Source organism: Cellulomonas sp. JH27-2, assembly GCF_014837175.1.
Classification (GTDB): domain Bacteria; phylum Actinomycetota; class Actinomycetes; order Actinomycetales; family Cellulomonadaceae; genus Cellulomonas.
In genome coordinates this window covers 902,428-923,104 of record NZ_JACYFR010000001.1, presented here as the reverse complement: position 1 = coordinate 923,104, position 20,677 = coordinate 902,428, and the positions used below count along the sequence as shown (strand labels likewise).

At 72.3% G+C, this 20,677-nt stretch carries 17 protein-coding genes; 10 read left to right on the top strand and 7 right to left on the bottom strand.

The features are described 5' to 3' along the window. Positions 1–216 precede the first annotated feature (216 nt). Entirely contained in the window at positions 217–411 is a 195-nt protein-coding gene (locus IC607_RS04405; protein ID WP_191785745.1) for a hypothetical protein, read from the top strand. A 35-nt stretch (positions 412–446) separates the two neighbouring features. Here IC607_RS04405 and IC607_RS04400 read toward each other — a convergent pair whose 3' ends face one another. Then, the gene (locus IC607_RS04400) at positions 447–851 is read right to left on the bottom strand and encodes a RidA family protein (RefSeq protein ID WP_191785744.1); all 405 of its coding nucleotides are present in this window, start codon (positions 849–851) and stop codon (positions 447–449) included. 91 nt (positions 852–942) lie between these two features. Beyond that, positions 943–3,411: an MMPL family transporter gene (locus IC607_RS04395; RefSeq protein WP_191785743.1), complete on the bottom strand. Its 2,469-nt coding sequence runs from the start codon at positions 3,409–3,411 to the stop codon at positions 943–945. Between the two features lie 159 nt (positions 3,412–3,570). Between IC607_RS04395 and IC607_RS04390 the strand changes: the two genes are divergently transcribed. The 4 genes from IC607_RS04390 to IC607_RS04375 all read left to right on the top strand — a co-directional run bounded on the left by IC607_RS04390 (position 3,571) and on the right by IC607_RS04375 (position 8,086). Then, on the top strand, positions 3,571–4,227 hold the full coding sequence (locus tag IC607_RS04390) for a TetR/AcrR family transcriptional regulator (RefSeq protein ID WP_191785742.1): 657 nt from the start codon (positions 3,571–3,573) through the stop codon (positions 4,225–4,227). Between the two features lie 104 nt (positions 4,228–4,331). Continuing rightward, a complete protein-coding gene (locus IC607_RS04385) occupies positions 4,332–5,159 on the top strand; it encodes a hypothetical protein (RefSeq protein WP_191785741.1) in 828 nt (275 codons plus the stop codon). Positions 5,160–5,335: 176 nt separating this feature from the next. Continuing rightward, positions 5,336–7,519 carry an RNA polymerase recycling motor ATPase HelR gene (gene helR / locus IC607_RS04380; protein WP_370525997.1) on the top strand — a complete coding sequence of 728 codons (2,184 nt, stop codon included), beginning with the start codon at positions 5,336–5,338 and terminating at the stop codon, positions 7,517–7,519. A 126-nt stretch (positions 7,520–7,645) separates the two neighbouring features. Then, a complete protein-coding gene (locus IC607_RS04375; RefSeq protein ID WP_191785739.1) occupies positions 7,646–8,086 on the top strand; it encodes an SRPBCC domain-containing protein in 441 nt (146 codons plus the stop codon). Here the strand turns inward: IC607_RS04375 and IC607_RS04370 are convergent. Further along, on the bottom strand, positions 8,031–8,354 hold the full coding sequence (locus IC607_RS04370; RefSeq protein WP_191785738.1) for a hypothetical protein: 324 nt from the start codon (positions 8,352–8,354) through the stop codon (positions 8,031–8,033). The genes IC607_RS04375 and IC607_RS04370 overlap by 56 nt on opposite strands. 252 nt (positions 8,355–8,606) lie before the next feature. Continuing rightward, on the bottom strand, positions 8,607–10,211 hold the full coding sequence (locus tag IC607_RS04365) for an HNH endonuclease signature motif containing protein (protein ID WP_191785737.1): 1,605 nt from the start codon (positions 10,209–10,211) through the stop codon (positions 8,607–8,609). 168 nt (positions 10,212–10,379) lie between these two features. Here IC607_RS04365 and IC607_RS04360 point away from each other — a divergent pair, with 168 nt between their 5' ends. The 5 genes from IC607_RS04360 to IC607_RS04340 all read left to right on the top strand — a co-directional run bounded on the left by IC607_RS04360 (position 10,380) and on the right by IC607_RS04340 (position 17,365). After that, positions 10,380–12,215: a SulP family inorganic anion transporter gene (locus IC607_RS04360; RefSeq protein WP_370525996.1), complete on the top strand. Its 1,836-nt coding sequence runs from the start codon at positions 10,380–10,382 to the stop codon at positions 12,213–12,215. Between the two features lie 87 nt (positions 12,216–12,302). Further along, complete coding sequence (locus IC607_RS04355) at positions 12,303–14,192, top strand: alkyl/aryl-sulfatase (RefSeq protein WP_191785735.1); 1,890 nt, start codon at positions 12,303–12,305, stop codon at positions 14,190–14,192. Between the two features lie 188 nt (positions 14,193–14,380). After that, positions 14,381–15,403 carry a glutaminase A gene (gene glsA / locus IC607_RS04350; protein ID WP_191785734.1) on the top strand — a complete coding sequence of 341 codons (1,023 nt, stop codon included), beginning with the start codon at positions 14,381–14,383 and terminating at the stop codon, positions 15,401–15,403. Continuing rightward, positions 15,400–17,025, top strand: a complete 1,626-nt coding sequence (locus IC607_RS04345) for an MFS transporter (protein ID WP_225224319.1) — start codon at positions 15,400–15,402, stop codon at positions 17,023–17,025. Before glsA ends, IC607_RS04345 begins: the two co-directional genes overlap by 4 nt. Positions 17,026–17,062: 37 nt before the next feature. Further along, positions 17,063–17,365: a putative quinol monooxygenase gene (locus tag IC607_RS04340; protein WP_191785733.1), complete on the top strand. Its 303-nt coding sequence runs from the start codon at positions 17,063–17,065 to the stop codon at positions 17,363–17,365. A 26-nt stretch (positions 17,366–17,391) separates the two neighbouring features. Here IC607_RS04340 and IC607_RS04335 read toward each other — a convergent pair whose 3' ends face one another. The 3 genes from IC607_RS04335 to rnhA all read right to left on the bottom strand — a co-directional run bounded on the left by IC607_RS04335 (position 17,392) and on the right by rnhA (position 20,574). Then, positions 17,392–18,984 carry a Na+/H+ antiporter gene (locus IC607_RS04335; RefSeq protein WP_191785732.1) on the bottom strand — a complete coding sequence of 531 codons (1,593 nt, stop codon included), beginning with the start codon at positions 18,982–18,984 and terminating at the stop codon, positions 17,392–17,394. Between the two features lie 74 nt (positions 18,985–19,058). Further along, a complete protein-coding gene (locus tag IC607_RS04330) occupies positions 19,059–20,012 on the bottom strand; it encodes a hypothetical protein (protein ID WP_191785731.1) in 954 nt (317 codons plus the stop codon). Positions 20,013–20,145: 133 nt separating this feature from the next. Then, positions 20,146–20,574 (bottom strand): ribonuclease HI, encoded by a 429-nt coding sequence (rnhA, locus tag IC607_RS04325; protein ID WP_191785905.1) that lies wholly within the window; start codon positions 20,572–20,574, stop codon positions 20,146–20,148. Positions 20,575–20,677 lie beyond the last annotated feature (103 nt).

Below are 20,677 nucleotides of genomic sequence, written 5' to 3'. Positions count from 1 at the left end.
GAGCGCTGCGGCCTGGGCGCGCCTCGGGGTCTGAGCACGCCCAGGGGCCTGACCATGACGCGAGGCCTGAGCATGCCTAGGGACAGCGAAGGGCTCCTAGGTATGCCGCGGCACGCCAGGACTGGGCACCTGCCCGATGTGGCGCCCCCACCTGGGACGCGAGGCTCGATGTCGTGGCCGAACCGCAGGGGTCCGGCCGGGACCGAGGAGCCGATCATGGGTTACGACAAGGCATTCGCCGCCGAGGTGCTCTACGAGCAGCGTACGGCCGAGGCGATCCGCGCGGCCGAGCTGCACCGCGTCGCGCAGGCGCGGTCCGATTCCGCCGGGCGGCACGTCGGGCGCAGGGTGCGCCGCCCGGTCGTCCGGTCCTGGGTGGGTGGCCACCGCCCGCACGCGCACGCCGCCTGAACCGGGCCACGACATCCCGGCCACGCCCCGACAGCTCAGCGCGGCACGACCGCTGCCACGGCCGCGACCTCGAGGATCGCCCCCGGCACAGCCAGGCCGACCACCCGCGCCGCCGTCACGAGGGGCGGCGGGCCCGACGTCGCGATGAGCGGCGCGATCGCGCCGTACGCCGCGCGGATGTCGGCGTCCGCGTCGATGAGCACGGTCCACTGGACCACGTCGTCGAACGTAGCCCCGACGGCCGCGAGCGCCGTGCCCACGTTCTCGACCGCGCGGCGGGACTGCTCGGCGACGTCGTCGGACACCACGGCCCCGGTGTCGTCGACGCCGTTCTGGCCGCCGACGTAGATGGTCGCGGCGCCCGGGGGGACGACGGCGACGTGGCTGAACGCCGGGCTCACGACGAGCCCGGCCGGCTGCATGCGTGTGATGGTTTTCATCGGAACACTCTGGCACCGGCCACCGACACGCCCCCGGAGACGACGATGCCCGCGAGCGCACCAGGCGCTCGCGGGCATCGACCGTGTCTGGTCAGGCTCGCGCCGGCTCAGGCTCGGGACCGTCCGCCGCGGCCACCTGGTGGTGCCGCTCGAGCTTGGCGCCCTCCACGTCCACGTCGGGCAGCAGCCGGTCGAGCCAGCGCGGCAGCCACCACGCCTTGTCGCCGGCCAGGTGGATGACCGCCGGGATGATGAGCATCCGCATGAGGAACGCGTCGACCAGCACACCGAAGGCCAGCGCGAACCCGAGCGGCCGGATGGTCGACTCGCCCGAGAACATGAACCCGCCGAACACGGAGATCATGATGATCGCGGCGGCCGTGACGACCGTGCGGCCGGCCCGCACACCCTCGGCGACGGCCTGGCGCGCGGGCGCTCCGTGTGCGTACGCCTCGCGCATGCCCGACGTGAGGAACAGCTGGTAGTCCATCGCCAGCCCGAACAGGATGCCGACGAGCAGGGTCGGCAGGAAGCTCAGCACCGGGCCCGGGTTCTGCACCCCGAACACCGAGGGCAGCCAGCCCCACTGGTAGACCGCCGTGACGCCACCCAGGGCCGCGAACAGCGAGAGCACGAACCCGCCGGTCGCGACGAGCGGCACGAGCAGGGAGCGGAACACGAGGACCAGGATGAGGAACGACAGCCCGATGACGACCGCGAGGTAGATCGGCAGCGCGTCGGACAGCTTCTCCGAGATGTCGATGTTGGCGCTCGCGCTGCCGGCGACCGCCAGCGGCACGGTCTCGTCGCCGACCTTGACCGTGGTGTCGCGCAGCGTGTGGACGAGCTGCTCGGTGGACTCCGAGTCGGGGCCCTCGCGGGGGACCACCTGGAAGACCAGCACCGTGCCGGCCTTGTTGGCGCCGACGGGCGCCACGGCGACGACGTCGTCGGCGTCCTTGATGGCGCCGCCGATGGTCGCCTGGGCGGCCGTGAGGTCGTCGCCGGTGGCGCCGCCGGGCAGGTCGGCGACGACGACGAGCGGGCCGTTGGCGCCCTCGCCGAAGTCGCGGGCGGTGATGGTGTACGCCTGGTACTGCGAGGAGTCGGTCGCCTCGGAGGCGCCGGTCGGCAGGCCGAGGCGCATCGAGAACGCGGGGATCGCGACCACGACGAGCGCGGCGACGCCGACGACGATGCGCACGACGGCACGGCCGGTCTTCATCGGGGTCGCGGGTGCGTGCGCGACGGGCGCGCTCTGGTGCGCGTCGCGCTCCTTCTTGCGCAGGATGCGCGTGCCCAGGAGGCCGAGCAGGGCGGGCGTCATGGTGGTGGCGACCAGGACGGCGACGAGGATCGCACCGGCCGCGACCGTCCCCATCAGGCCCAGGAACGGGATGCCGGTGACGTTGAGCGCGACCAGCGCGATCAGCACGGTGCTGCCGGCGAAGACGACCGCGTTGCCGGAGGTCCCGTTGGCCAGCCCGATGGACTCGTGCACGGGCATGCCCGCCTTGAGCTGGCGGCGGTGCCGGTTGAGGATGAACAGCGAGTAGTCGATGCCCACGGCGAGGCCGAGCATCGCGCCGAGGATCGGTGTCACGGACGTCATCTCGACGGTCCCGGACAGCGCCATAGCCCCCGCGACCGCGACGCCGACGCCGAGCAGCGCGTTGAGCAGCGGCAGGCCGGCGCCGACGAGGGTGCCGAGCATGACGACCAGCACGATCGCCGCGACCGCGAGGCCGATGATCTCGCTGGGACCGCCGACGCTCGGCGTCTCCTGCGTGAGGTCGCTCGAGTACACGGCCTCGACGCCGTCCGGCAGCCCGGCGTCGATGGTGTCGACGACGTCCTTCTTCGTCTCCGGCGTGACGGACATGAGGTCCTGCGTGAAGGCGACCGTCCCGATCGCGGTGGCGCCGTTCGACGAGACCGTGCGGATCTCCTGCGACATCGCGAGCAGCGCGCTCGCGGTCTTCAGCTGCTGCTGGGATGCCTCGAGCTCGGCGCGCTTGTCGTCGAGCGCCTTCTGCTGGGTGTCGAGCTCGGCCAGTGCCGCCGTGGTCTGCGCGCTCTTGCCGTTCTGGGCAACGGCCCCTTCGAGCTGGGCGCGGCCGTCGTCGATCTTCTTCTGCGCGGCGTCGAGCTGCGCGGCGCCGTCGTCGGCCTGCTTCTTGCCCTCCTCGACCTTGGCCGCCTGCGCGTCGCGCTGCGCGGTCGTCTCGAACGGGTCGACGACCTGGGCGACGCCGTCGATCGTCGTGACGTCCTTGAGGGCCGACGAGAGGCCCTGCTGCTGGTCGTCGGTGAGCTGCGAGCCGTCGGCCGAGTGGAAGACGACGGTCCCCGTCCCTCCGCTCGCGGCGGGCAGCTCCTTGGCGAGGCGGTCCTGGACCTCCTGCGTCGGGGTGCCGGGGATCGACAACGTGGACGACAGCGAGCCGCCGAACGCGACGAAGCCGCCGATCGCGATCACGAGGATCGCGATCCAGGCGGAGACGACGAGCCAGGCGCGTCGGGCGGAGAACCGGCCCAGCCGGTACAGCAGTTCAGCCACGGGGAGTCGCTTTCAGGCGTGCCGGACGGGAGGCCCGGCGGTGGGAGAAGTGGAGCGGGGTCATCCGCTTCCGGCAGCCTACGTCGCCGGGTGGTGACTGTGCACCGTGACCCGCTGTGAAGTAGATCGCACCTATCCGCTTCGGCGTAGGCTGGTGCCATGACCACGGCCACGCCCGCACAGCAGCCCACGGCGCTCCGGCGTGACGCCGAGGCGAACCGCGCGCGCATCGTCGTGGCGGCGCGGGAGCTGTTCGCCGAGCGAGGCCTCAACGTCGGCCTCAACGAGGTCGCGCACCACGCCGGGGTGGGAGTCGGGACCGTCTACCGGCGCTTCACCGACAAGACCGAGCTCATGCGGGCGGCGCTCGACGACCCGTTGCAGGCGGTCCTCGAGGTCGCGGCGCGGGCCGATGAGGAGCTGCGCGCCTGGGACGGGGTGGAGCTGCTCCTCGAGCAGATCACCGACCGGCTCGTCGACAACCTCGGCCTGCGGGACGTGGCGCTCGGGGGCGCCGGCGTGGCGTTCGGTGCCGACGTCGCGCAGGGCATCGCCGACGTCATGGAACGTCTCTTCGAGCGGGCGCGGGCCGAGGGCGACCTGCGCGACGGGGTGGTCGTGCCCGACGTCCTGATGCTGTTGTGGCTCGTGACGAGCCTGGCCGAGCACGCCGCCGACGTGCGGCCGGGCCTCCACCGCCGCTACCTGCAGATGCTGCTCGACGGCATGCGGGCCGCGCCGGGCCGCGGGCCGCTCCGGGAGGGCCTCGACTCGGAGGAGGCCGACCTCATCGCGATGCGCTGGGCCGGCCGCTAGCCGGCCGATCGGCGACGCGGTCGCCGCCTGACGGCACGGTGTAAGTCGTTGCCGAGCTGGTCGGGACGGTGGGCGTCCACAGCCGGTTCGATAGCGTGGTCGGGATGAAGGCGACAGACCGCACGTTCCGGGCGATGGGTGCGATGTGCCTGCTGGCCCTGCTAGGTGCCTGCGCGACGGGCTCCGGCGACGACGATGCGGACGGCACCGACCAGGCGCGGGAGGTGCTGCTGGAGCTGCTGCGCACGCCGGCGATGAGCTCCTACACCCGCGACCTCGACGGGTTCGCCCGCGCGGCCTCGGCCCACGCCGGGGTCGGCGCCACCCGGTCGGGGAGCCCTACCGACGTCGAGCTGATCGGCATCACCGCGGACGCCGCGGAGGACCACCTCGGCACGCTCACGTTCGCGGTGCGGCTGCCCGCGCCGGTGGACGACGGTGAGATCGACCTCGGTGTCCCCGACCCACCCGATCCGGGTCCCTACTGCTTCGACGTCGAGTTCGACCACCACGGCAAGGTGGGCGAGTGGGGCACGGCGGACGGCACGGCGCCGGTCGACTGCCCGCCCACGCCGTCACCCGTGACACCGCCGCCGTCGACCGACCCTGTCGTCGCCGCGAACGCCCGCGAGGCGGCGACCGCCGTGCTCCGTGATCTGCCCGCTGGCGGAGTCCCGTCCGTGGAGCAGATCGCCGCACAGGTCACGGCCGAGCTCGCACCGGCGGACGGGCCGGCACCGCTGGCGGCCGTCACGGCGGCGGTCGACGGTGCCGACGTCGGCGTCGCGACCGGCGGCCCCGACGACTGCGTCCTGGTGGCCCGGGTGGACGGTGTGGTCCGCGACGTCGTCGTCGCACCCGTGCAGCTGCAGCCCGGCGAGGTGGGCTGCACGGCCTCGACGGCTCTCCACCCGCCGGACCCACCCCACTGACCTGCCGCACTGACCTGGCGCACTGACCTGCCCGGCCCGACATGAGGTCGGCGGACCCGGCACGACGAAGGCGGGAGGAACGCTCCCGCCACTATCAAGATATAGAGCACAGGGGGTCTTGCCGCAAGGCCCCCCTCGGAGCGCAGAATCGCTGCTCGCATCGAACCCTGCCTCCCGTGGAGCCCCGTGTGACCCTGCCGACGACCGGCGCTGACGACCCCCCTTTCCGCCCGTTCCAGCTGCCCGACCGGCTCGCCGCGAAGGCCGAGTCGGCCCTGATCGCCGCCGACGAGGCGCACTTCGCTGCCATCGCGTCGGCTCTCGAGGCCACCACGGCCGACCTGGCCGCCCGGCTCGACGAGGTGCGCAGGAACCCGGGCCGGGGCGGGACGGCGGCCGTGGAGCGTGACGCCGAGATCCACCGCCTGACCGGCCGGCTGCGGGCGCTGCGGCGGTTCGGGCTCGACCTGTGTCTGGGGCGGATCGTCCCCGCGGACGGCGGCGAGGCCGTCTACATCGGGCGGCTCGGGCTGACCGACGGCGCCGACCGGCGGCTGCTCGTCGACTGGCGCTCCCCGGCCGCCGAGCCGTTCTTCGCCGCGACCCATGCGGACCCCTGCGGGCTCGCGAGCCGGCGGCGCTACCGCTGGACCGGTGGGCGCGTCACCGACTACTGGGACGAGGCGTTCACCGAGGCGGGCCTCGAGCAGACCGCCGCGCTCGACGACCAGTCGGCCTTCATCGCGAGCCTGGGTGCCAGCCGCTCGCCGCGGATGCGCGACGTGCTGTCGACGATCGCCGCCGACCAGGACGCGATCGTGCGCGCGGACTCGGTGGGCGCGCTCGTCGTCGACGGCGGCCCCGGCACGGGCAAGACGGTCGTCGCGCTGCACCGCACCGCCTACCTGCTGTACTCCGACCCGCGCCTGGGCCACCGGCGGGGCGGGGTGCTGCTCGTCGGTCCGCACGAGCCGTACCTCGCGTACGTCGAGGACGTGCTGCCGAGCCTGGGGGAGGAGGGGGTGCGGACCTGCACGGTGCGCGATCTCGTCACCGAGGGGGCATCGGCCGGTCCCGAGGCCGATCCCGAGGTGGCGCGGCTGAAGTCGTCGGCCGCGATGGTCGCGGCCGTCGAGCCCGCGGTGCGCTTCTCGGAGCGCCCGCCGGCCGAGGAGCTGCTCGTCGAGACCGAGTGGGCCGACCTGTGGCTGAGCGCCGACGACTGGGCCGAGGCCTTCGAGGCGCCCGATCCCGGCACGCCGCACAACGAGGCCCGAGAGCAGGTGCGCGACGCGCTCGTCGAGATCCTGGTGGACAAGGCGTCCGACGAGGGGGTGGTCGGCGACCAGCTCGCGCCGGCGCTGCGTGCGCACCGCGGGCTCCGGGCGGCGCTGAACCGCGCGTGGCCCATGCTCGAGGCGACCGAGCTGGTGGCGGACCTGTGGTCGGTGCCGGCTTACCTGCGGTTGTCCGCGCCCTGGTTGTCACCGGAGGAGGTCGTGCTGCTCCAGCGCGACGACCCACGGGCCTGGACCCTGGGCGACCTGCCGTTGCTCGACGCCGCCCGGCGACGACTGGGCGACGCCGATGCAGCCGCGCGCCGGCAGCGGCACGACGCGGCGGTGGCGGCGGACCGTTCACGGATCAAGGACGTGGTCGACGACCTGATCGCGACGGACGACTCCGAGCTCGGGATCATGAAGATGCTGCGCCACGAGGACCTGCAGGAGGCCCTCGTCGACCCGGGCCTGCTGCCGACCGCCGACGCCGACCCGCTGGCCGGTCCGTTCGCGCACGTCGTGGTCGACGAGGCCCAGGAGCTGACGGACGCGGAGTGGCAGATGCTGCTGGCGCGCTGCCCGTCGCGGTCGTTCACGATCGTCGGCGACCGGGCGCAGGCGCGGCGCGGGTTCACCGAGACGTGGACCGAGCGGCTGCAGCGCGTCGGGCTGGACCGCATCAACGTCGCGTCGCTGACGGTGAACTACCGCACCCCGAGCGAGGTCATGGCGGTCGCCGAGCCCGTGATCCGTGCCGCACTGCCCGACGCGAACGTGCCCACGTCCATCCGGACCGGCGGCGTCCCCGTGCGGTCCGCGTCGGCCGACGAGCGGGACGCGATCGTCGACGCGTGGCTGTCGACGCACGACGAGGGGACGGCCTGCGTCATCGGCGACCCGACCTTCGTCGCGCGGGACCGCGTGCTGTCGCTCAGCGCCGACCTCGCCAAGGGGCTGGAGTTCGACCTGGTGGTGCTCGTCGATCCCGACGCGTGGGGCGAGGGGATCGAGGGTGCCGTCGACCGCTACGTCGCGATGACCCGCACGACCCGGGAGCTGGTGATCCTGACGCCGGCGTAGACGCCGTGGAGTCGCGGGTTCCTCGTCGGACCGCGCGTTGCAACCCGCGCATCGACGACGAACCCGCGACCTGATGGGAGCTCTGCCCGGGTTGCCGCGTCGGTGGCGAGTGGCAGCATCGGCGGGATGGGGACCGAGTCGCAACACCCGCCGAGCCAGCCGTCAGTCCACCTCGCCGTCCAGATCGCTCGGCCGGTGGCGGACGTCTACGCCTTCGTGGCCGACCCAGCGAACCTGCCGCAGTGGGCGGCCGGTCTCGGTGGCCCGATGGTGCACGAGGGTGATGCGTGGTTCTTCGACACCCCCGGCGGGAGGGCGCAGATCGTCTTCGCCCCGATCAACGATCTGGGCGTCCTGGACCACGACGTGCTCACCCCGTCCGGCGAGACCGTGCACGTGCCGATGCGGGTGATCGTCGGGGCTGCGGGGAGCCGGTGCAGCGAGGTGGTGTTCACGCTACGTCGCGGTGACGAGATGACCGACGATGACTTCGCACACGACCAGGCACTCGTCACGGCTGACCTCGAGAGGCTTCGGGACATCCTGGAATCAATCGCCGACAGCTGACAGCGCCGAGCCGGAAATGCCGGTGCGGGCGTGGTGGGCGCAGTGGGAGCCTTCCCGCCACCGCGACGGCGGCCACGCTGGTGGTGGCCGGGACGTGCGCGACGAGCAGCAGCGCGACCACCGACCCGATCAGCGCGACGACCAGGTAGGTGAGGAACGGCGCGCCGTACACGCGTCGCCGCCACTGCCACAGCGGGTCCAGCACCGCGCGGTTCGCGGTGACGTACCGCTCGTCGAGCCAGTCCAGCAGGCCCAGCGACTCCGACATCCGACGGCACCTCCCCGGAGTGCGCTCGGGTTCGTTGGCGGTCTACGGCGACATCTTCGGCGGTCGGATCGACAACTACCACGTGCTGGTCACAGTGACGGGTGACGACGAGGCCGCGGTCGGCTGTCGAGGTCACCCGAGGTCCCGTCGTCTGATCCATGCCCGCGCGGTCCGCGGCGGACCAGAACGGCGCTCGCGCGTGTCCGCGCGAACGGGCTCGCGTCCAGCTGCGCCAAGCGCGCCCGCACTCCTCTATTGGCGCGTTCGGGTGTGGAGGAGTCCGCGGTGGTGGAGGGTGTCGAGGAAGTGGGTGGGTGATCCGGTGGCGGGTTGCCAGTTGTCGTGAGGGTCGTGGGGGTGGTGGAGCCAGGGTGGTGGTTGGACCCATGGGGTGCCGTCTTGCATGCGGATCTGCCATCCGTTGGTGTCGATGGTGCGGTGGTGGTGCCAGCACAGCAGGACGCCGTTGTGGGTGTGGGTGCCGGACGGGTTCTGGGCGTGGGGGGTGACGTGGTGGACTTCGCACCAGGCGGCGGGGACGTGGCAGTCGGGGATGATGCAGCCGCCGTCGCGCAGGGTGATGGCGCGGCGTTGGTGGGGTGTGAAGGTGCGGGTGGGGGACCAGATCGCGGTGATGGCGCCGTGGTGGTCGTAGGTGATGTGCTGGGTGGTGCCGTGGCAGGTGAGCTGGTCGACGGCGCCTGGTGACAGGGGCAGGGGGGCACCGAACTGGTTGCCGCTGAACACGGCCCCGGCGCCGTAGCGGCGCTGGTGCGTGCTGGTGTCCTTGTCCGGGTTGTGGTTGCCGGTGCCGCCCGTGCCCGCGTCGGTTGGTGTGCCGTGGTTGCCGGTGCCGGTGCTGTGGGTGTCTGGGTGGCGGACGGCGACCAGGACGGTGGGGGAGTTGCCGGCCAGGGAGCTCTGGTCGGCGACGCGGGCGGCTGCGGACAGGGCTGAGGCGAGGATGTCGTGCATGAGCTGGGGCCGGGTGCGTGGGTCGCGCCCGACCTGCCCTGCGGTGTTGGTGTCCTCGTTGCTGGTGGTGGGGTGGCCCACGTCGGGGGTGCGGGGGTTGGTGGCGGCGTCGGCGTAGGCGGCGAGCATGGCGGCGACCTCGGGCAGGAGCAGGCCGGTGATCTTGATCAGTCCGTGGTGGGTGGCGCCCAGGCGCAGGGCTCGGCGGGCCAGGGTGGTCTGTTCGTCGGGTTCGGTGCCGTCCTGGTCGAGGAACTGGGCCCAGGTGCGGGCCTGGATGCGCACGGACTCGGCGTCCAGGCGGGCCCGCCCACCAGGACGGGGTGCGGCGCATGCGGTGACGAGCTCGTCCTCGGCGGCGGCCACGGCCTGGTCGCCGGCGACGTCGCGGACGGGGTTCAGCTCGTCGATGATCCGGGTCGCAGCGTCGGTGTTGATGCGGCCTTCGTGCAGGGCGGCGGCGACGTGCGCGAACCGGGCCGGCAGCGGGCGCCCGTCCAAGGTGGTGGGTGCGGTGGTGGCGTGTCCGAGTCGCAACCATCGGGACACGGAGATGTCCGCGGCGCCGGTGAGGCGTCGGATCAGCTCGCGGGCATTGCGGCACCCGCGTCGGGCGGCCAACGACGACGTTCCCAGGCCGCGCCCGGATCGGTCGTCGACCTCCGCGGCCAACCGGGCCCGCCACGCGTCCTCTCGTCGGGCGGCAGCCTCGGCCTGACCGAGCGCGGCGAGCACGTCCTCATCGCTCCACCCGGCGACCCCGACCAGATCACCGCCCAGCAGATCGACATCACTCCCGCGAGCGTCGCCGTCGGCCGGACGGGACGCGGTAGATCCCGCGCCCTGGTCCGGCGAACCGGTGTCGCTCCCGTCGGTGAACATGGACAAATCCTCCCACCGACCACTGACACAACCTCGTACACATGTTCGAACCGTGAGACGAGCGCGGTGCACCGGGACGGAGGAGGGGGACCAGGGAGGAGGTCGCTCGACCAGTGCTCGAACCGGAACGGTGCCCGTGGCGGGGGGATCCCTGGCATGCTCGACCGGGTGAGCGATTCGCACGAACCACCTGCGCCGTCGTCCGACGAGCCCGCTCCGACGACGCCCGGGCCTGCGAGCGCCACGCCCGAGTCGTCGACCCCCGAGCCGACTTCCGAACCGACCCCCGAACCGGTGCCCGGCCAGACCGGGGCGCTGCCGGGAGCGGACGCCAAGCCCGCGTTCGGCAAGCCGACCACGCAGGACGTCACCTCAGGCTTCGTGACGGGCCTCTTCTCCATCCCGGAGGGCATGGCCTACGCGAGCATCGGTGGTTTCGCGGCTCCGTTGGGGCTGTGGTCGGGAGTCGTCCCGACGATCGTCGGGTCCGTCTTCGCGCGTACCGTCCTCATGGTCACGACGCTGACCAGCGCCATCGCGCTGTCGTCGCAGAGCATCCTCGCGGCGGCCGGGCTGAAGCCCACGGACCTCGGCGGCCTCGCGACCCTCACCCTCCTGGTGGGCGTCGTCATGCTGGTCATGGGCCTGCTGAAGCTGGGCTCGGTGATGTCCTTCGTCTCGACGGCGGTCATGACCGGCTTCACCGCCGGCATCGCGCTGCAGATCATCGCGGGCGTCATCAAGGACGCGACCGGGTACACGCCGACCCGCCACAACACGATCGCGAAGTTCGTCGACGCCTTCGCGCACCTCGGCGACTGGCGCGGCCCGACGGTCGTCGTCGCGCTCGCCACCGTCGGCGTCTGGTTCGTCTTCAAGCTCATCAAGCCGCTCGAGTCGTACGCGACCCTCATCGCGCTGCTCGTGGTCAGCGTCGTGTGCGCGATCGTCAAGCCCGACGTCGAGCTGGTCAAGGACATCGCCGCGATCCCGCGATCGCTGCCGCCGTTCTCCCTGCCGGACCTGGGTGCGGTCCCGGCGCTCGCGTCGGGCGCCATCGCCATCGCGCTCGTCGGCCTCGCACAGGCCGCCGGCATCGGGGCAGCCGTCGCCAACCCGGACGGCTCGCGGCCCGACGCGTCCAAGGACTTCACCGCCCAGGGCCTGGCCAACATCGCCGGCGGGTTCTTCTCCGCCCTGCCGACGGGCGGCTCGCTGTCCCGCACCGGCGTCGGCACGAGCGCCGGCGCGAAGACCCGCTGGTCCGGGATCTTCGCAGGCGTGTGGCTCGCGCTGCTGGTGCTGGCGGTCGGTCCGATCGCGGGCGAGATCCCGATGGCGGTCATCGGAGGGCTTCTGCTCGTCATCGGCGGCGAGCTCATCGCGGGGCGTCTGCGCGACATCAAGCTCGTGCTGCGCACGTCGGTCCTGTCGTCGGTCGCGATGGTCATCACGTTCCTCGCGACGACGCAGCTGCCGCTCCAGGACGCGATCTTCATCGGGGCCGGCTTGTCGATCCTGCTGTACGCGGTCGCCGCGTCGCGCAAGGGCAAGCTCTTCGAGCTCATCCCCGACGGTGCCGGCGGCTGGCGCATCGAGGACGCCCCGAAGGCCATCCCCAGCGGCCGCACCACCGTCCTGCACTACGCCGGCGGCTCGTTCTTCGCGGAGGTCAATCGGCTCGAGGACGAGTGGCCGGACCCGCGCGACGCCCACGATGCCGCCCTCGTGCTCTCCCTGCGCGGCTCGGCGGGCATCCCGAGCGCCACCTTCCTCAAGGCCTTCGAGCGGGCTGCCGTAAAGCTGCGGGAGCACAACGTGCGCCTGATCCTGTGCGGGGTGCCCGACGAGCTCCTCGCGGTGATGCGTCGCGTGGGAACCCTCGCGGTCCTCGGCGAGGACTCGGTCGTCACGGAGACCGCGGTCCTCATGGAGTCGGTCGAGACGGCGTACGCCCGCGCGGAGCAGTGGCGTGCTCGCGGAGCGACGGGCCCAGCCCTCTGACCTCGCGTTTCAGGTAGCTGCGTCCGTTCACGACCTGGACGTGTGTCTGGGGTTTTGCCCTTACTTGGGTGGTGTCATGCTGGCCCCATGGCAACTACACCGAAGCCCGCGACAGACATCATCAAGGCGCAGCAGCGGGCGCTGCTGGACAGCCTGCCCTTCTCGGACGAGCGAGACTTCGAGGACGCCACCCGCGGCCTCGTCGCCCGCCGCGAGCCGAACGCCGTCACCGCCGACGACGGCACCGTCCTGTGGGACAACGACACGTACGACTTCGTCGATGGCGACGCACCCGACACCGTCAACCCGAGCCTGTGGCGGCAGTCCCGGCTGAACGCCGTGCAAGGTCTCTTCGAGGTGGTTCCCGGCATCTATCAGGTTCGTGGTGTCGACCTCTCGAACACGTCGTTCATCGAAGGGGACGAGGGCATCGTCGTCATCGACACGCTGTTGTCTGCCGAGACCGGCGCCGCCGCCCTGGCGCTGTACCGCGAGCACCGCGGCGACCGGCCCGTGAAGGCCGTGGTCTACACCCACTCGCACGCCGACCACTTCGGCGGGGTCAAGGGATTCGTGTCGCAGGACGAGGTCGACGCGGGTGCCGTGCGGATCTTCGCGCCCGAGGGGTTCATCGAGCACGCCGTGTCGGAGAACGTCTACGCAGGCACGGCCATGAACCGGCGCGCGGGATACATGTACGGGGCTGCCCTCGCGCGCGGCCCGCAGGGTGGCGTGGGTGCCGGCCTGGGCCAGACGCTCTCCATCGGCACGGTCTCCCTGATCGCTCCGACGGACCTGATCAGCACCACCGGGCACGAGGAGGTCGTCGACGGTGTGCGCATGGTGTTCCAGATGGCACCTGGCACCGAGGCGCCGGCCGAGATGCTCATCTGGCTCCCGGACCACAAGGCCCTGTGCGCCGCCGAGGACGTCACCCATACGTTGCACAACCTCCTCACCCTGCGCGGTGCCGTGGTCCGTGACCCTCACGCGTGGGCCCACTACCTGACCGAGGCGATCGATCTGTTCGGGAGCGATGTCGAGGTCGTCTTCGCCTCTCACCACTGGCCGACGTGGGGCAAGGAGCGTGTCATCGAGCTCATCTCCCAGCAGCGCGACATCTACGCGTACCTGCACGACCAGACCCTGCGCCTGCTGAACAAGGGTCTGACCGGGCCGGAGATCGCGGAGGAGATCCAGCTGCCGCCCGCGCTCCACAACGCGTGGAACACGCACGGCTACTACGGTTCGGTGAGCCACAACGTCAAGGCCATCTACCAGCGCTACCTCGGCTGGTTCGACGGCAACCCCGCGCACCTCTGGGAGCACACGCCGGTCGAGAAGGCGACGCGGTACGTCGAGTTCATGGGCGGCGCCGACGCCGTCGTCGAGAAGGCACGGGCATCGTTCGACGAGGGCGACTACCGGTGGGTGGCGGAGGTCCTCAACCACGTCGTGTTCGCCGACGAGAATCACGCCGCCGCCCGGGAGCTGCTGGCGGACACGTACGAGCAGCTCGGGTACGGGTCGGAGAACGGCACCTGGCGCGACTTCTACCTGTCCGGCGCCACGGAGCTGCGCGACGGCCAGTTCGGCACGCCGACGGAGACCACCGCCCCCGACGTGATCGGGCAGCTCAGCCCCTCGATGCTGTTCGACGCGATCGCCATCCAGATCGACGGCCCGAAGGCGTGGGACGAGAACCTGTCGATCGACGTGGTCTTGTCGGACGTGGACGAGCGCTACCGGCTGCGGCTGGCGAACGGGGTGCTGACCTACAGCTCTGCCCCCCAGCAGGGGGACGCGGACGTGACGCTCACGGGCACTCGTCGCGCCCTCCCGGCGCTCGCGGCCGGCCTCACGCCGGACGCGCTCGCCAACGCGAAGATCGAGGTATCCGGGGACGCCTCGGTGCTCGCACGGCTCGGCGCGGTCCTCGACCCGGGTGACAAGAACTTCGCGATCGTCACGCCCTGACGCTTCCGCCCGACGGGCGACGAGGGGTGGACCGGCCGTTGCCCGGCCTGCCCCTCGCCGTCCCGTCGGACGCGGCGGCTCCGCGCTCGCCCGGCGCTGGCGAGCGCCCCTGCGCGTGTCGCCTTCGATGGTGCCCTTGTCGGTCGCCACATCGGTACAGGTGAAAGGGTGATCTGCGTGGTGCGCCGATGACCAGGGACGTCGACGATCAGCACGTCCTGGCGGCCGTCTCCACGGGTCGCCTGCCGCGTTTCGGGCGGGTCGAGGAGCTGCTGGCCGACGCCCACGCCCGGTACCGCGACGACGACAGCGGCGTCGTCGCGGACTACATCCCCGCGCTCGCCTCTGCGGACCGCGCACTGTTCGGGCTCAGCGTCGTCGACGTGGACGGGTCCGTGCACGTCGTCGGCGACGCGGACCACGAGTTCTCGGTGCAGTCCATCTCCAAAGCCTTCGTCTACGCGCTCGCCCTCGAGGAGCACGGGCACGACGCCGTGCGGGAGGCGGTCGGCGTCAACGCGACGGGCCTGCCGTTCAACTCCGTCATGGCGGTCGAGCTCAACGACGGCAGCCCGATGAACCCGATGGTCAACGCCGGTGCCATCGCCGTCACGGCGCTGGTCCCGGGGGCGAGCCCGGCCGCGCGGTGGCAGTACCTGCACGACGGCCTGTCGGCGTTCGCGGGGCGCCCACTGGCGCTCGACGTCGAGGTCTACGAGTCGGAGGCGGCCAGCAACCAGCGCAACCGCGCGATCGCTCGCCTGCTCGAGAGCTACGGCCGCCTGGCGCGCGACCCCCTGGAGACGACCGACCTCTACACGCAGCAGTGCGCCCTACGGGTGTCCGCGCGAGACCTCGCGGTGATGGGCGCGACCCTCGCCGACGGCGGCATCAACCCCGTCACGCACGAGCGGGTCGTCGACGCCTCCGTCTGCCGGCACGTGCTCGCCGCGCTCGCGGCGTCCGGGCTCTACGAGCGGTCGGGCGAGTGGCTCGACGACGTCGGGATGCCGGGCAAGAGCGGCGTCTCCGGCGGCATCGTCACCGTCGCACCAGGCAAGGGCGCGCTGGCCACGTACTCGGCGCCCCTGGACGACGCCGGCAACAGCGTGCGCGGGGTCCGCGCGACGCGGTTCCTGTCGGCCGAGCTCGGCCTCAACCTGTTCGCGTCCCGCCCCGACGCGACCCACGACCGAGAGGACGTCCGATGACGACACCGCCGGGCACGACGAGGGCCTCCTGGGTCCCCATGATCGCGCTCGCCCTCGCGCAGGTGCTGATGTCGTTCAACGTCGCGGCCCTGCCGGTGTCGCTGGGCGGGATGGTCGACGACTTCGACGTCCCGCCCACCGACGTCAGCACGGCGATCGTGATGTACGGCCTGGTGGTCGCCGCGCTCGTCATGACGGGCGCCAAGCTGGGGCAGCGGTTCGGCTGGGTGGTCGTCTTCCGGGTGGTCGTCGTCGTGTTCGCCGTGGCGATGGGGCTCATGACGTTCGCGTGGGACGTCGGTGTGGTCATCACGGCGCAGGCGCTCGCGGGCGCCGCCGCGGCCATCATCGTCCCGTCGCTCGTCGCCCTGATCGCGGAGAACTACCACGGGCCGCAGCAGGCGACCGCCGTCGGATCGCTCGGGTCGGCCCGTGCCGCGTCCGGCGTGTCCGCGTTCCTGATCGGCGGGATCCTCGGCTCGACCGTCGGGTGGCGTCCCGTCTTCGCGCTGCTCATCGCGGTGGCCGTCGCCGTCTTCGTCATGAGCTTCCGGCTCCGCTCCGACCGCGGCAGCACGGACGTGAAGATCGACGCGGTCGCGGCCGTGCTCGTCGGCGCGGCCGTCGTCATGCTCACCATGGGCTTCAACAACCTCAACAGCTGGGGCATCCTGACGGCCCGCGACGCCGCCCTGTTCGACCTCGCGGGCTTGTCGCCGGCGCCCGTGCTCGTCGTCCTGGGCGTGATCCTGGGTCAGGCCTTCTTCGTCTGGACGCGCCGGCGCTCGTCGTCGGGCGGCGTGCCGCTGATCGACCTGCACGTCATCCGCTCCCGCACCGAGCGCTCGGCCGTCTACGCGCTGTTCGTCGTCGTCGCGCTCGAGGCCTCGCTGAACTTCACCGTGCCGCTGTACATCCAGATCGTGCAGGGGCGCAGCGCGTTCGACACCGCGATCGCGATGATGCCGTTCAACCTGACCGTGTTCTTCTCCGCGCTGCTCGTCGTGCGGCTCTACGGCCGGTTCAGCACCCGCACGATCGGGCGCGCCGCGTTCGGTCTGACGACGGTCGCGCTGGCGTGGCTCGCGCTCGTGGTCACCAACAACTGGGAGACGTTCCCGACGATCCTGGGGCTGTTCGTCTTCGGCGTCGGGCAGGGGGCGCTCGTCACGCTGCTGTTCAACGTGCTCGTCACGTCGTCGCCGAAGTCGATGGCCGGCGACGTCGGCTCGTTGCGCGGGACCACGCAGAACCTCGCGTCCGCCGTCGGCACCGCCCTGTCGGGCGCCCTCCTGGTGACGCTCCTGGGCCTCGGGGTCGCGTCGGCGTTCGTCGGCTCGCCGGACCTGCCCGACGAGCTGCGCGTGCAGGCCGGCCTCGACAACGTCAACTTCGTCAGCAACGACAACCTGCGGACCACGCTCGAGGGGACCGACGCGACGCCCGCGCAGGTGGACCAGATCGTGCAGCTCAACGCCGACGCGCGCCTGAGCGCGTTGAAGACCGGGCTGATGGTGCTCGCCGCCGTGAGCGCGCTCGCGATCCTGCCCGCGAGCCGCCTGCCCCGCTACCGGCCGGGCGAGATCCCGGCCCCCGACGAGGAGGCGGTCCGCGAGAGCTAGGCGCGCGGTGAGCCTGCGTGCGTGTCAGGATGCCTCGATGCCCCACGTCCGCTGGACCACCTTCCGCGCGGCCCCCGGCCGACGCGACGACCTCGTCGCGCTGCTGACGCGCCCCGGACCGGGGCTCGGCACGATCGGGTGCCTCGCCTACGAGGTGGGGAAGCGGGACGACGAGCCGGACACCGTGCTGGTGTGCGAGACGTGGACGTCGGCGATCGCCCACCGCGAGTCGCTCGCGCTCGACGCCGTGCGCGCGGCCATCAAGGAGGCCGCACCTCTGCTGGCGGACGTCCCGCACGCGGAGGCGTTCGACGCAGCCGGCTCGCCGCTGCGGGCCTGACGGATCCGGCGCAGCACCACCGCACCTCAGTCGTCGACGCGCTCCTCGCGGCGTGCCCGGACCTCCTCGAGGTCGAGGCGCGCCTGGACCTGGCGCAGCACGGTGTCGTCGATGCGCCGCTCGTCGCGCAGGCGGATGACGGTCGCCCGCTTGTGCGCGAGGAGCGCCAGGCGCAGGTCGACGTACTCGTCGTCCAGGCGGATCGTCCCGTCGGCGTCATCGGCGTCACCGTCCCGTGCCCGCAGGATCGCGAGGTGCTCGTCGAACTCCGTCCTGGTGCGGTCGACGACCTCGTCGTCCGTGCCGAGCGAGCCCGCGATCCGCGGCAGGGCCTCCAGCGCCTCCTCCGTCGCGGTGATCTCGGCCAGGTGTCGCTCGGCTGCCACACCGTCGTCGGCCGGGAGGTGAGCCCAGCGCACGGTCGGCCCCAGCAGCATCCCCTGCACCACCAGGGTGGTGGCCACGACGCCCGCCGTCACGAAGACGATGAGGTCACGCTGCGGGAAGGGGCCACCCGCCGAGAGCGACGTCGGGACGGCGAGGGCCGCAGCCAGCGAGACCGCACCGCGGAAGCCCGCGACCGTGGTGACGGCCCGCGCCCGGTGGGTGATCCGTCGAGCGCGTTGGGAGGGTCGACGGTCGATCGCCCGGATGGCGTACGCGGAGACGACCTGGAAGACGAACCGGACCACGACGATCACCAGGAACACGACGCCGACCATCCCGACCGCCGACGCGACCGAGGTGCTGTGCAGGGCGCGGACCGACGACTGCGCCTCGAGGCCGACGAGCACAAACAGCGACCCGTTGATGAGGTACGTCGCGAGGCTCCAGAACGCCGTGGTCTGCTGGCGTGTGACCGCGTCACCGATGCGCGGTCCGACCTGGCTCATCCAGAGCCCGCACACCACCACTGCCAGCACCCCGGACGCGCCGACGAGCTCGGCGGCAAGGTAGGCGCTGAACGGGAGCAGGAGGATCAGCACGTTGGCGGAGACGGGGTCGTGCACCCGCCGTCGCAGCTGGGTGCCGAGCCACGCGACCGCCAGACCGAGGCCGATGCCGCCGCCGGCCGAGAGCAGGACCAGCCACGTCACGTGCCCGACGGTCAGCGTCTCCTCGCCGACCGTGACGCCGACCGCGACACCGTAGACGACGAGCGCCGTCCCGTCGTTGACCAGGCTCTCCGCACGCAGGACGGTCACAGTCCGGCGGGGCAGCGCCCGCGCGAGGACGCCCACGGCCGTCGCGTCCGTGGGGGCGACGGCGGCGCCGAGCACCCACGCCGGGCCCCACTGCATGCCGAGGGCGTGCGCGACGGAGGCGACGGCCGCGGCCGTGAGCACCACGAGGAGGGTGCTGTTGAGCACGATCCCGCGCAGGGTGGCCCGGATCTCCCGCAGCGAGATGGTCAGCGCCTCCCAGTAGAGCAGCATGGGCAGGAACACGAGGAGCATCAGCTCCGGCGGAAGGTGCACGTCACGCAGCGCAGGTGCGAAGCCCAGGGCGACCCCGCAGAGCAGCAGGAGGATCGGCGCGGCCACGTGCACCCGCCGCGCCAGGACCCCGCACGCCACCATCACCGCGCCGAGCACCACCACGAGCTCGAGCCCGATCATCTACCCACTCCTGTCGTCGCCTGGAGGCATCGTCCGCCGGTGCTGGGTGAATCGCACGGGCAGCCCGGCGACGATCAGTCCTGCGGCGGCCAGAACCGGGTGGGGTCGACCGCCTGAGCCGCCACCTCCACCGTGACTCCCGTGGTCGACAGGTCCGCCGCGTCGAGGGCGTCGTGCACCTCGCTGCGCTCGTCGGCGTCGAGCGGCAGCGGCTCGTCGGTGCCGGGCGCGGTGGCCGTCGTCGCGTGCACCGTGACGGCGTCCGCGTCGGCATCCGCCTGGACGGAGCCGATGAAGGGCAGCGCCCGCAGCGCCTCGAGCGCGGCCAGCGTGTGCCCACCCAGCCGCGCACTGCCGACCGTCGAGACCGAGAACTGCCCCCAGGTGGTGACGTGCGTGGCGCGCGGGTCGATCCCGGCTTCGTCGATCAGGTCGAGGACGTCCGTGTAGAGGTCGGAGCCCGGCACGGCGCTGTCGTCGGACGGGTCGAGCACCTCCACCGCCAGCGGCTTCCCGTCGTCGTGCCACACGTGGACGTCCCGGACGGCGAGCCCGCCCGCGACGGCGTCGGTCACCCGCGCCCACAGACGAGCCTCGGCGTCCGTCGTCGGACCCACGGCATCGCCGTTCCACCGGGCGCTCGAACCCGCGACCCCGGCATCCGTGAGCTCGAGGGAGTCCACCCGCAGGGACTGCCCGGGAGCCAGCCGGTCGTCGGTGAGCAGCGTCCGGCGCACCGACCCGGCAGTGTCGGCCAGTGCGTCGCCGCGCAGGTCCGCCGGGAAGGTCACCTCGGCGGTGAGCAGGAACGTCTGCGTCGTGAACCGGGGCAGGACCGTGACGTCCGACGTGAGACCCCGGTCGAGGAGCCGCTGCTCGGCATCGTGCGCGATCTGGTTGCTCGTGGCCACCAGGTCGGCCGAGCTGCCGGTGGGCGCGGGTGCGGAGGTGCACCCGGCGAGCAGGAGTGTCAGGGACGCCGCGACCGTCATGAGCCCCGAGGTGGCGCGACGCGTGCAGGAGCTCATCGTTGTCCCGGTCCGTCCGCGGTTCGTGGGTGGCCCACGCTAGCCACGGAACGGACGAAACGGACGTTTCACCGGCGGAAACCGGGGTGAAAACGGGCCGCGCACGCCCGGGCCGCGAGCGGCGGGAGCCGGCTCAGCCCCGGGCGCGGACCTCGTCGACCCCGCGGTTGGCCAACGCGTCGGCGCGCTCGTTGCCCGGGTCTCCGGCGTGGCCCTTGACCCACACCCAGCGGATCGAGTGCCGGGCCACCTCGGCGTCGAGCGCCTGCCACAGCTCCTGGTTCTTCACCGGCTTCTTGTCCGCCGTGCGCCAGCCGTTGCGCTTCCAGCCCGCGATCCAGGACTGCACGCCGTTCATGACGTAGCGCGAGTCGACGTGGAGCGTGACGTCGCAGGGCCTGTTCAGCGCCTTGAGCCCCTCGATCACGGCCGTGAGCTCCATACGGTTGTTCGTCGTGACGGCCTCGCCGCCGGACAGCTCGCGCTCGTGCCCGCCGAACCGCATCCACGCGCCCCAGCCCCCCACTCCCGGGTTGCCCTTGCACGCGCCGTCGGTCCACATCTCGACGGCCGGGAGGTCGGTTGCTGCTGCGTCGTCCACGGCGGACACCTTACGGACTCCCGGTCGGGTCGGCGTCGCACCCTGCTGGGGCGCGGGCCGTCGG

What these genes read in the sequence shown, in the direction of transcription:
- IC607_RS04405 (WP_191785745.1), top strand. Translation starts at nt 217, where the DNA reads ATGGGTTACGACAAGGCATTCGCCGCCGAGGTGCTCTACGAGCAGCGT.
- IC607_RS04400 (WP_191785744.1), bottom strand. Translation starts at nt 851, where the DNA reads ATGAAAACCATCACACGCATGCAGCCGGCCGGGCTCGTCGTGAGCCCG.
- IC607_RS04390 (WP_191785742.1), top strand. Translation starts at nt 3,571, where the DNA reads ATGACCACGGCCACGCCCGCACAGCAGCCCACGGCGCTCCGGCGTGAC.
- IC607_RS04385 (WP_191785741.1), top strand. Translation starts at nt 4,332, where the DNA reads ATGAAGGCGACAGACCGCACGTTCCGGGCGATGGGTGCGATGTGCCTG.
- IC607_RS04375 (WP_191785739.1), top strand. Translation starts at nt 7,646, where the DNA reads ATGGGGACCGAGTCGCAACACCCGCCGAGCCAGCCGTCAGTCCACCTC.
- IC607_RS04370 (WP_191785738.1), bottom strand. Translation starts at nt 8,354, where the DNA reads ATGTCGGAGTCGCTGGGCCTGCTGGACTGGCTCGACGAGCGGTACGTC.
- IC607_RS04365 (WP_191785737.1), bottom strand. Translation starts at nt 10,211, where the DNA reads ATGTTCACCGACGGGAGCGACACCGGTTCGCCGGACCAGGGCGCGGGA.
- IC607_RS04355 (WP_191785735.1), top strand. Translation starts at nt 12,303, where the DNA reads ATGGCAACTACACCGAAGCCCGCGACAGACATCATCAAGGCGCAGCAG.
- glsA (WP_191785734.1), top strand. Translation starts at nt 14,381, where the DNA reads ATGACCAGGGACGTCGACGATCAGCACGTCCTGGCGGCCGTCTCCACG.
- IC607_RS04345 (WP_225224319.1), top strand. Translation starts at nt 15,400, where the DNA reads ATGACGACACCGCCGGGCACGACGAGGGCCTCCTGGGTCCCCATGATC.
- IC607_RS04340 (WP_191785733.1), top strand. Translation starts at nt 17,063, where the DNA reads ATGCCCCACGTCCGCTGGACCACCTTCCGCGCGGCCCCCGGCCGACGC.
- IC607_RS04335 (WP_191785732.1), bottom strand. Translation starts at nt 18,984, where the DNA reads ATGATCGGGCTCGAGCTCGTGGTGGTGCTCGGCGCGGTGATGGTGGCG.
- IC607_RS04330 (WP_191785731.1), bottom strand. Translation starts at nt 20,012, where the DNA reads ATGAGCTCCTGCACGCGTCGCGCCACCTCGGGGCTCATGACGGTCGCG.
- rnhA (WP_191785905.1), bottom strand. Translation starts at nt 20,574, where the DNA reads ATGTGGACCGACGGCGCGTGCAAGGGCAACCCGGGAGTGGGGGGCTGG.